Here is an 8,816-nt window from a genome sequence, read left to right as displayed (position 1 = left end):
GGTTCCGGTCCGTCGGGCCCGCAGCGGACCATCCGCTCGATGCGGCAGATCCGGAACAGGCGGTCGCCCACACGCGCTTCATCGGCACGGCCGGCCGCTTTGAACTCCTCGGCCGCCCTGGCGTAGGCGGCCTTCTTGGCCTCGCTGAACTGGTAGAGCAGGGGTCAGGTTTCGGCCCTCTCGTCGTACAGCATGCGCCGCGCGTCGTGCGGAGTCGGCATGAGGGCCCCGCGTGGCTGCCATCCGCGCTCGCCGCGCTCGGCCACGCCGAAACCGACGGGCAGCAGGACGACCTCCGGGTGCGCCGCAGTCGCCCGCCCGGAGTCGGCGCGCACGTCGGTGGGGAACCGGGAGCCGGAGTAGGCGAAGTCCCGCCGTGAGAGCGTCATGGCGCCGGCCATCAGGCCGTCCTCCCGATGGGGATCGAGGCCGAAGTCCACCTCTGGGGACTGGGTCTTGAGCTGTACGTCCCAGGAGAGATCGAGTGGTTCGACGTCGGTGGGCCGCGGCGGCTCAAGGCCGTCCTCGCCGCTGCGCGCGAGCTCGTCCCCGCGCACCACCCGGTAGCGCACGCCGAGGACCTCCAGTTCGTTGACGGGATCCTGTTCGAACACCGTCACCGCTGCGAGCAGCTCCCGCCGTACGCCGGGGTCGTCGGTCTCGTCCTTCGCCTTGAACCACAGATGCGAGTTCAGGCCGTCCCGGGCCTGCTGGGGCATCCCGTCCGCCACTGACTTCAGCAGCTGCCAACCCGATCCGGCAGCGGGATCGTGTACGGCGATGCCGAAGACCGGTCCGCGCAGCGCGATGTGCGGATACCGCCGCGAAGCGTCCACCGCGTCGGCCTCGGTCACCCATGCGGCGGGGTTGTCGCGGTGGACCAGCCCCGAATGGAGCGCGTGGATTTGTCGCTTTCAGTCATCGGTCATGTGCGCATTGTCGCGGCTCCCGGGTGCGGAATCGTTCCGAACGCCTCAGGTGATCTGAATCCGCCGTTCCTCCAGGGTGTCGAGGGTGATGCAGCAAAATCCTGGCAGTGGACCATCGCGCTTCAGGTCAAGCTCACTCGAATCGGTGGAATCCGCCCTGTTGGTGATCGGTGGCACGCGGCGGAAGGGAGGGGTGCGGCATCCTCCAGGTCGACCGTTTCGAAGTTGTTTGAAGACTTTTGAAGTCTTTGGAGAGGAACATCCGTTGTCTCGTCATCCTGTTGCGCCGCTCACTGCGTGCGTGCTCACCGCCCCATTGCTCGCGTTCCCGGTGGCCGCCGTTGCCGCCGCCGGTCCAGTTCACGGACCGATTGTGTCTGTCCCTGCGAAGGGGGAGTTCTGCCGGATCACCGCCTCCTCGGCGACGGTTCGCGCCAAACCCAGTAAGGACGCCGCTGCGCTCGCCACCGCGTACAAGGGCGACATGTGCACGGCACACGGTTGGGCCGAAGGCAGGGGTGCCTGGGTCAAGGTCACGATGAGACGGACCGGCGCCACCGGGTACGTGCACTCGTCGCTGGTCGCCTGGGGCAAGGAAGAGCTGACGCACACGGGGCAGTGACCGACCGTAACGGCTGCTTGCTCGTGCCCGGGCGGACACCGCCCGTCATGTCACGCCGATGCCCTGGTCAACCTCTTCCCGGATGAGGGTGCGTAGCAGAGCTGTTTGCTCGCTGGGCCCGGTGACTTCTTCGACGAGGGCACAGAAGCTGCCCATCGAATCGTGATCGCGCAGATCGGGGACACGCTCCGGTGCCTTGAGGGCCGTGCGTACGGTCGGCCAGCGCTCCGCCCAGCGCTTCAGATGCCAGGCCAGCAAGTCGTCGAGGAAGGCCACCGCCGGGCTGGTGTCGTTCCAGGCCTGCTGGCCAGTGAGACTGCGCCGGCCGATCAGAATGCGCTCGAAGCACCAGAGCAGCGTGAAGTACGCCTCCAGGACTTCCTGCGTCCCGGTAGCGGGCGGGAGGCCGTCCGGGCCGGGCTCGTGGTAGCGGGTACCACTGCGGAAGTGCTCCAGCACGTCCCGGGCCTGGGCGGGGGGCCCAGTGGTGAGGTCCGTGTGCAGCGTGCGCGCCAGCTCGTACGCCGTGTGCGCGAAGGTGCCGCGCGCGGAGCGCCGGGCCCAGTACGCCGCGTACACAGCGATCACCGCCGACGCCACGGCTACGACCGTGCTCAGCCAATCAGTCATCGAACCCCCCGCCCTCCCGGCCTCCACGCGCCTGGTGTGGAAGACTCGCGCAGCAGCCGGGCTGGTTCCCAACCCCCGTGGGAACCAGCCCGGTTCGTTATGGCCGGTCGGCTATCCGTTGCCCTCCGGTGTCGTGAGACGGTAGGTGCGCGGCCGGTCGTCCACCAGCTCGGCGATGCCTTGCCGGGCAAGGGTGACCAGAGCGTTGGCGATGGCCCCCGAGGACTTTTCGATCACGCGGCTGATGCGCGTGGCCGTGAATGCGTCGCCGGGGTGCGCCTGGAGATGGGCGATGACCATCTGCCGCAGCGCTCCGGGCGCGAGCCGCTTCTTCTCGCCCGGCAGGATCAACGCCTCTGCGGAGGGCGCCGGTTGCTCAGCGCCTGCCTGTGGGTCGGGAGTGTCCTTGTCCTCCGGCCCGTCGTGGCCGACCTCGCCGTGCGGGTCGTCTTCTCCGCTGCCGCCTTGGCTCTGCTCGACGTCCTTCGCCGGCGGGTCCTGGACCGCGTCGGCTGCCGGGACGGGGGCGGCATCCGCCCTACCGTCGTCCAACGCGGTGTCCGGAGCAGTTTCGTCGGCCTCAGCGTTCTCGCTGCCCTCACTGTCCGCGCCGTCGGCGGTCGACTCCAGGCTGTTGGCGGCGGAGGGGTCCAGCGGGTCATTCGCGGGCTCCGGAGCGCTCTGTCCGTCGCCGCTGCTCGTCTCGGAGGTGGGCGCGGCGCGCCAGCGGTCGGGGGTGCGGCGGGGGCCGTCGTGGCCGCCGGGGGTGCGAACGGCCAGGCCGTGCTCTTCCAGGGTGGTGAGGGCCTTTCCGGTGGTGGAGCGGCCCAGGCCCGCTGCGAGGGCGAGTTCGGCGGCTGTGGCCCCGTCGTCACCTGTGAGGTTGGTGAGTTCGGTGTAGATCGTGACGGGCGCGCCGGTCAGCCGGGTCAGCGGCTCGGGGGTGGGGACGGCGTGCAGTGTCCGCGTGCCGTCAGGAGTGGTGTCGGACATGAGGGAACCTCGATTCCGTACGATGTCGGGTCGTTGAGGTCCCCGGCCGGGGTGCGAGTCTGCGTGTATGCGGGTCGCGGGGGTTCGCCGGGCGCGTGCGCATCGCGTGTCTCCCGGGCGGACACGGCCGTGCGACGGGCGGGTTCACGGTTCCCCGTTGGCCCGCTCGGTTCGTCGGCCACGACCATGGACGCTCGATGGGATCGCTTCTGTCAAGCGGCGCGTTTCCGCAGATGAGAGAGGTGCAACGATCGGCGGTTTCCGTGAATCACCGACATGGGGGAGCGGATGCCGATCGGCAGGAGCGGGTGTCCTGTCGGTGAGGGGGCAGCGGGTTGTCCCGTTGCGGAGATCCCGGGCGGGGGCGGCTTGCCCGGTCGGGATCTCCGCAACGGATCACTCCGGAGGCGGGTCGGAGGGGCGGGCGAGGAGCTGGTCGCGGATCTGGCGTGCGCGACGGGGGCCGACGCGTAGATCGGTCCGCAGCCGCCAGATGCTCACCGGTCTCCCCGTGGCGGTGCGGGCGGAGTCGTCGAGCGCGATCGCGCGCGCCCACACGTCGCCGTCTGCCGCCGTGCTGTCGCCCGGCGGGGACGCGTGCGCAGGACGGGGTGTTGGGCACGCGTGGCCGGGCATGTGGGGCCCGACGCGGTCCGGGGCGGGCGGCGGTGTGCCGTCCGCCGCTGGAGGGATGTGGTCGGGGCGATCGGTGAGCGGATCGGGATCGGCCGGGCCGATCCGGTCCAGGAGGTCGGTGACGCACCGTCGGTAGGCGGCGATCGTCTCGGTGAGGGCGATCAGGAGCAGGGCCGGGGTCAGATGCAGCAGTACGGCAGCCGGATCGGCCTGCCGGGGCCAGCCGATCTGGCCGTCGGGCCACAGGCTCTCCCAGGAGTTCATGAGAGCGGCGGTGCAGCCGGCGCCCCAGCGCAGCGTGGTGGACCAGCCCGGCGGGTCGATTCCCCAGGAGGCCAGGCGCGCGTCCACGTACAGGACGCCGGCCAGAGCGGTGCCGATCATTGGGTCGAGGAGTATCGCGATGGGCAGCGGGACGTCGCGGCCGGTGGCGAAGCGGGTGACGTTGACCGTGGTGAAGGCCAGCGCCAGGACGCCGACGGCGCACAGGACCCGGGTCATGGCCCGCAGCAGGCCGATTGCCTCGCGGGAGGGGATCTGCTTCACCGGGCGCCGCCTTCGCCTACCGCGGGCCGGGTGGCTCCCTGGAAGGACGGGGAGTTTGTACGGGCGGGCCCCTCGCGTACGACGGCTCCGGGGTGGGGTCTGTCCAGCCAACGGTGTAACTCGGGTGATGTGAGTTAGCGGCGGCCGACGGAGAGTCGGCCGTCGAAGGCGATGTCGAAAGCCTGCAGGGCGGGCTTCCAGCGCATGGTCCAGCGTTTGCGTCCCTGCCCGGTGGGGTCGAGGCTCATGACGGCCATGTAGACGCACTTGAGGGCTGCGGCCTCGTTCGGGAAGTGCCCGCGGGCCCGGACGGCTTTTCGTATGCGAGCGTTGACTGACTCGATCGCGTTGGTGGTGCAGACGACGCGGCGGATCTCGGTGTCGAACTGGAGGAAGGGCACGAACTCGGCCCAGGCGTTCTCCCAAAGCCGCACGATCGCCGGATACTTGACGCCCCATTCCTCCTGGAAGTCCAGGAACCGGTCCTCCGCCGCGCTCGCGGTCGGAGCCGTGTAGACAGGCTTGAGCGCGCGGGAGATCTTGTCCCAGTCCTGGCGGCCCGCGTAGCGGAACGACGCCCGGATCAGGTGAACGACACAGGTCTGGGTGACCGCCTGGGGCCAGACGGCCGAGATGGAGTCGGGCAGGCCCTTGAGCCCGTCGCAGACGACCATGCACACGTCCTCGACGCCCCGGTTCTTGATCTCGGTCAGGACCTGGAGCCAGTACTTGGCGCCCTCGCCGCCGTCGCCGGCCCACAGGCCAAGGATGTCGCGCGTGCCGTCCACGGTGACCGCGAGTGCGACGTAGATGGGCCGGTTCGCCACCTGCCCGTCGCGTACCTTCACGTGCACGCAGTCGATGAAGATCACCGGATAGACCGGGTCCAGCGGCCGGTTCTGCCACTCGGCCATCCCGTCCATGACCTTGTCGGTGATGGTCGAGATGGTCTGCTTGGACACGCTCGCGCCGTAGACCTCGGCCAAGTGAGCGGAGATGTCACCGTGCGTCAGACCACGCGCGGACAGCGACAGGACCATCTCGTCGACACCGGTCAGCCGCCTCTGTCGCTTCTTGACGATCTGCGGCTCGAAGCTGCCGTCGCGGTCACGCGGCACCGTGATCTCCACCGGACCGACATCGGTCAGAACGGTCTTGGACCGGGCCCCGTTGCGGCTGTTGCCGCTGCCGGCACCGGCCGGGTCATGCTTCTCATAGCCGAGGTGGTCGGTGATCTCGCCTTCGAGGGCAGACTCCAACACGCGCTTGGTCAGCTGCTGCAGCAGCCCGCCCTCGCCGGTCAGCTGCAGCCCGCTCGCGCGGGCCCGGTCGACCAACTGCCCGATCAACTGGTCATCCAGCAGGTCCGCCGACAACTCGGCCGGCCGGACCTCTTCAACCGCCTCAGCAGAGACAGTCACGTCGCTCATCAAGTGCTACTTCCATGATCGGGAGTTACACCGAAGACCGTACAGACCCCCGCCGTCAGCAAGAAGCTCGCGGCGAGCACGGTGTGCGACTGGATGAAGATGGTCATGAGCATCTTCAAGACCGCGGTCAAGACATCTCAGGGGGATAAGAAGTCAAGAGGGACCGCGAGTCTTGATCACCACTGAGGCCGCTGATTGGCTGGCCAACATGAATGATCTCGGACCCGTTGCGTGGCCGCCTGCACCGATCAAGACCGAGAAGCTCGTGCTGCGTGAGCCCGAGGCCTGGGACCGTGCGGCGTTCATCGAGCTGCACGCCTCGTCGGAGGTGCACACCTACCTCGGCGGCCCCCGCCCGCGTGACGAGCTTGAGCGCGAGATGCCCGAGGTGCCCGGGCGGCGGCCCGGGAGTTTCGTCGTCGATCTCGAAGGGGCGATGATCGGCCAGATCCTGCTCAGGAGAGCAACGGAGCACCTTTGCCCCACTGCCGTGGGGAAGGTCGATCTCGGCTACCTGTTCCTGCCGCGGGCGTGGGGATTCGGGTATGCCGCCGAGGCGTGCGCGGCGGCACTGGACTGGCTCGAAGACGTCCTTCCGGGTGAGCCGGTGGTGCTCGCCACCCAGACCGCCAACGTCCGTTCGATGCGCCTCGCGGCAAAGCTGGGGTTCACCGAAGCGGAGCGGTTCCGGGCCTGGGACGCCGATCAGTGGCTCGGCCTGCGGGCCCCGGTCACGCCCTCTGATTGAGTTCGCGCTCGACAGCGTGGCTCTGTCGAAGTGCCGTTGTTCTCGTCAACGAAGTCGGTCGGGTTGGCGGGGCATGCAGGCGCTGGAAGGAGTGGTGCAAAGGCCTGCTGTTCGTCGAAATGCTGCTGTCTTGAGACAGTGGTGGAGCTGGCCGAGGAAGCGGTTCAGCAAGTGCCGTTGTGCGGCGGCATGCCAGTCTCCGTGCTCGCGTCGGCGTCGGTAGTGCGCGTTCGCTCCCGGTGAGGCGGTGAGGGCGGCGAAGGCCCAGAGGAAGCCGGCGTTGATGAGGCGGTTGTTCTTGACGAACCGACGGCCGACGAAACGCTTCTTGCCAGAGGCCCGGGTGATGGGGGCGGATCCGGCGTACGACTTCAGCGCCCGGGCGTCGGCGAACCGTGCCCGGTCGTCGCCCAGCTCTGCGAGCACGCGGGCGCCGAGCATGGGCCCCAGGCCTGGGAAGCTGAGCAGGAGCTCGCTGTCGGCGTGCTGGTGAAAGGCGGCTGTGGCCGCCTCCGCGAGATCGTCCGCGGCCTCGCAGGTGACGTCCAGCTGCTTGAGCAGGGCCAGGAGCTGGTGGCCGAAGGCATTTTCGACGCCGGGCAGCTGGTGGGCGTACTCGGCACGGAAGACGTCCCGCAGCCGCTCGGCTTCCGCGTCGCAGCCGCGGAGGCGGCCACTGCGTTTGAGGGCGGCCCGCAGCTGGGCGAGGGTGAGCTTCGCGGCCTTGGTCGGGGTCGGCGCCAGAGTGAGGATGACGCGGGCGTCAGCCCTGGTCAGACCGCCTTGTTTGCCTTGGAAGGCCAGCAGAGCAGCGGGGTAATACTCGCGTAGGAGCGAGCGGACCTGGTTAGCGACCTGCTGCCGAGTCCAGACGGCGTCCTGCTGGGCTCGGGCCAGGACCGTGATGGCTTGGGCGAGTTCGGAGTCGGCCGGCAGGGGTCGGTGGGCGTGCATGTCGGTGCGCAGGATGTTCGCGAGGACCAAGGCGTCGCCCGGGTCGGACTTCTTTCGGCTGACGCCGTGGCGGTCGCGGTAGCGGGCGGCGGCGAGCGGGTTGATCGCAAAGACCCGACGGCTGCCGGTGCGCAGGTTCGCAACCAGGAGGCCGTGGCTGGTCTCGATGGCCACCGGTATCGGATCCTCTGGGCTGTCACCGTGCTCGGCCAAGAGGGCCAAGAGCTTGTGTGAGGCTGATCCTTTGGAGTGGACACCCTAACAATGGATCTTGATGGTCCAGGGAGGGATGTCCAGGTGGGACGCGAGTCTCCGGATCCGGAGGAGTTCAGGAAGGACGCGGTCGCGCTTTACCGCGCCGCGGGCGGCAAGCGCACATACGCGGCGGTGGCGGCGGATCTCGGCATCACCGCCGAGTCGCTGCGGACGTGGGTCCGCAAGGAAATCGAGTCCCAGGCACTGCCCGAGCGCCGCGAGGCCGGCGGGAGTCCGGCTGAGGAACTGGCCCGGTTGCGAGCGGAGAACGCCCGGCTGCTGAAGGCGGAGAAGGAGTGGCAGCTGGAGCGCGAGATCCTGCGCCGGGCAGCCGCCTATTTCGCTCGGGAGGTGAAGTGAGCCCCCGCCGCTGGGACTTCATCTCCGAAAATCGCGCCGCTTTGGGCGTGAAGCGGATCTGCCGGGTCCTGGACGTCTCCCGCTCCGGCTACTACCAGCACCGGGCCACTGCAGACGCCCGCACCGAACGAGCCGTCGAGGAAGAGCGAACGGTGTCGGAGATCCGACAGATCCATGCCGACCACCAGGGCGCCTATGGCGCCCCGCGCGTCCATGCCGAACTCTGCTCCCGCGGGAGGAAGATCAACCGCAAGCGCGTGAGCAGGCTGATGAGGATCAACCGCATCGTCGGACGGCACCTGCGGCGCAAGAAGCGCACGACCATTCAGGACAAGATGGCCCCGCCGGTGCCGGACCTGGTGATGCGTGACTTCACGGCGGACATGCTCAACACCAAGTGGTGCGGCGACATCACGTACGTCGCCGTCGGTTCGACCTGGCTGTATCTCGCCACAGTCATCGACATCTGCTCGCGGCGCGTGATCGGCTGGTCGATCGCGGACCACATGCGTACCTCGCTGGTCACCGACGCGATCGAGATGGCTGTGGCTGCCCGCGGAGGCCCGGTCCACGGCGTCGTCTTTCACACGGACAGGGGCGCCCAAGGTGGATTCAACCGGTCGTCGCAACACCCTGATCTCGGAGGTGTGCGACGTGGCTACGGCGGACTGGAGTTTGAAGACCAGCGATGTCCCGGAGGGGCGGCGTCGGCA

Annotated in this window: 6 protein-coding genes and 3 pseudogenes; 3 read left to right on the top strand and 6 right to left on the bottom strand. The window is 68.9% G+C overall.

Annotation, left to right across the window (positions count from 1 at the left end; all coding sequences use genetic code 11):
* Positions 1-905: pseudogene (locus tag ABZ656_RS53785) on the bottom strand (DUF5954 family protein); the annotation flags it as partial.
* Between the two features lie 397 nt (positions 906-1,302).
* On the opposite strand from ABZ656_RS53785, the gene ABZ656_RS53780 reads away from it, so the two are divergent.
* A complete protein-coding gene (locus ABZ656_RS53780; protein ID WP_360279458.1) occupies positions 1,303-1,551 on the top strand; it encodes an SH3 domain-containing protein in 249 nt (82 codons plus the stop codon).
* Positions 1,552-1,596: 45 nt separating this feature from the next.
* Here ABZ656_RS53780 and ABZ656_RS53775 read toward each other — a convergent pair whose 3' ends face one another.
* From ABZ656_RS53775 to ABZ656_RS53760, 4 genes are all read right to left on the bottom strand, one after another.
* A complete protein-coding gene (locus ABZ656_RS53775; RefSeq protein WP_360279455.1) occupies positions 1,597-2,181 on the bottom strand; it encodes a hypothetical protein in 585 nt (194 codons plus the stop codon).
* A 111-nt stretch (positions 2,182-2,292) separates the two neighbouring features.
* Positions 2,293-3,174: a helix-turn-helix domain-containing protein gene (locus ABZ656_RS53770; RefSeq protein ID WP_360279452.1), complete on the bottom strand. Its 882-nt coding sequence runs from the start codon at positions 3,172-3,174 to the stop codon at positions 2,293-2,295.
* A 396-nt stretch (positions 3,175-3,570) separates the two neighbouring features.
* The gene (locus ABZ656_RS53765; RefSeq protein ID WP_360279449.1) at positions 3,571-4,356 is read right to left on the bottom strand and encodes an extensin; all 786 of its coding nucleotides are present in this window, start codon (positions 4,354-4,356) and stop codon (positions 3,571-3,573) included.
* Between the two features lie 134 nt (positions 4,357-4,490).
* Positions 4,491-5,786, bottom strand: a complete 1,296-nt coding sequence (locus tag ABZ656_RS53760; RefSeq protein ID WP_360279446.1) for an IS256 family transposase — start codon at positions 5,784-5,786, stop codon at positions 4,491-4,493.
* Positions 5,787-5,994: 208 nt separating this feature from the next.
* On the opposite strand from ABZ656_RS53760, the gene ABZ656_RS53755 reads away from it, so the two are divergent.
* A complete protein-coding gene (locus tag ABZ656_RS53755) occupies positions 5,995-6,534 on the top strand; it encodes a GNAT family N-acetyltransferase (protein ID WP_360279461.1) in 540 nt (179 codons plus the stop codon).
* Between the two features lie 74 nt (positions 6,535-6,608).
* Here the strand turns inward: ABZ656_RS53755 and ABZ656_RS53750 are convergent.
* Positions 6,609-7,719, bottom strand: a pseudogene (locus ABZ656_RS53750) (IS110 family transposase); the annotation flags it as partial.
* A 66-nt stretch (positions 7,720-7,785) separates the two neighbouring features.
* On the opposite strand from ABZ656_RS53750, the pseudogene ABZ656_RS53745 reads away from it, so the two are divergent.
* Positions 7,786-8,708: pseudogene (locus tag ABZ656_RS53745) on the top strand (IS3 family transposase); the annotation flags it as partial.
* Between the last annotated feature and the right edge of the window lie 108 nt (positions 8,709-8,816).

The organism is Streptomyces sp. NPDC007095 (assembly GCF_040634475.1).
In the GTDB taxonomy this organism is placed as follows: domain Bacteria; phylum Actinomycetota; class Actinomycetes; order Streptomycetales; family Streptomycetaceae; genus Streptomyces.
Note: the sequence above shows the minus strand (reverse complement) of the source record. Positions and strands in the feature narration are given on the sequence as shown.

What these genes read in the sequence shown, in the direction of transcription:
- ABZ656_RS53775 (WP_360279455.1), bottom strand. Translation starts at nt 2,181, where the DNA reads ATGACTGATTGGCTGAGCACGGTCGTAGCCGTGGCGTCGGCGGTGATC.
- ABZ656_RS53770 (WP_360279452.1), bottom strand. Translation starts at nt 3,174, where the DNA reads ATGTCCGACACCACTCCTGACGGCACGCGGACACTGCACGCCGTCCCC.
- ABZ656_RS53760 (WP_360279446.1), bottom strand. Translation starts at nt 5,786, where the DNA reads ATGAGCGACGTGACTGTCTCTGCTGAGGCGGTTGAAGAGGTCCGGCCG.
- ABZ656_RS53755 (WP_360279461.1), top strand. Translation starts at nt 5,995, where the DNA reads ATGAATGATCTCGGACCCGTTGCGTGGCCGCCTGCACCGATCAAGACC.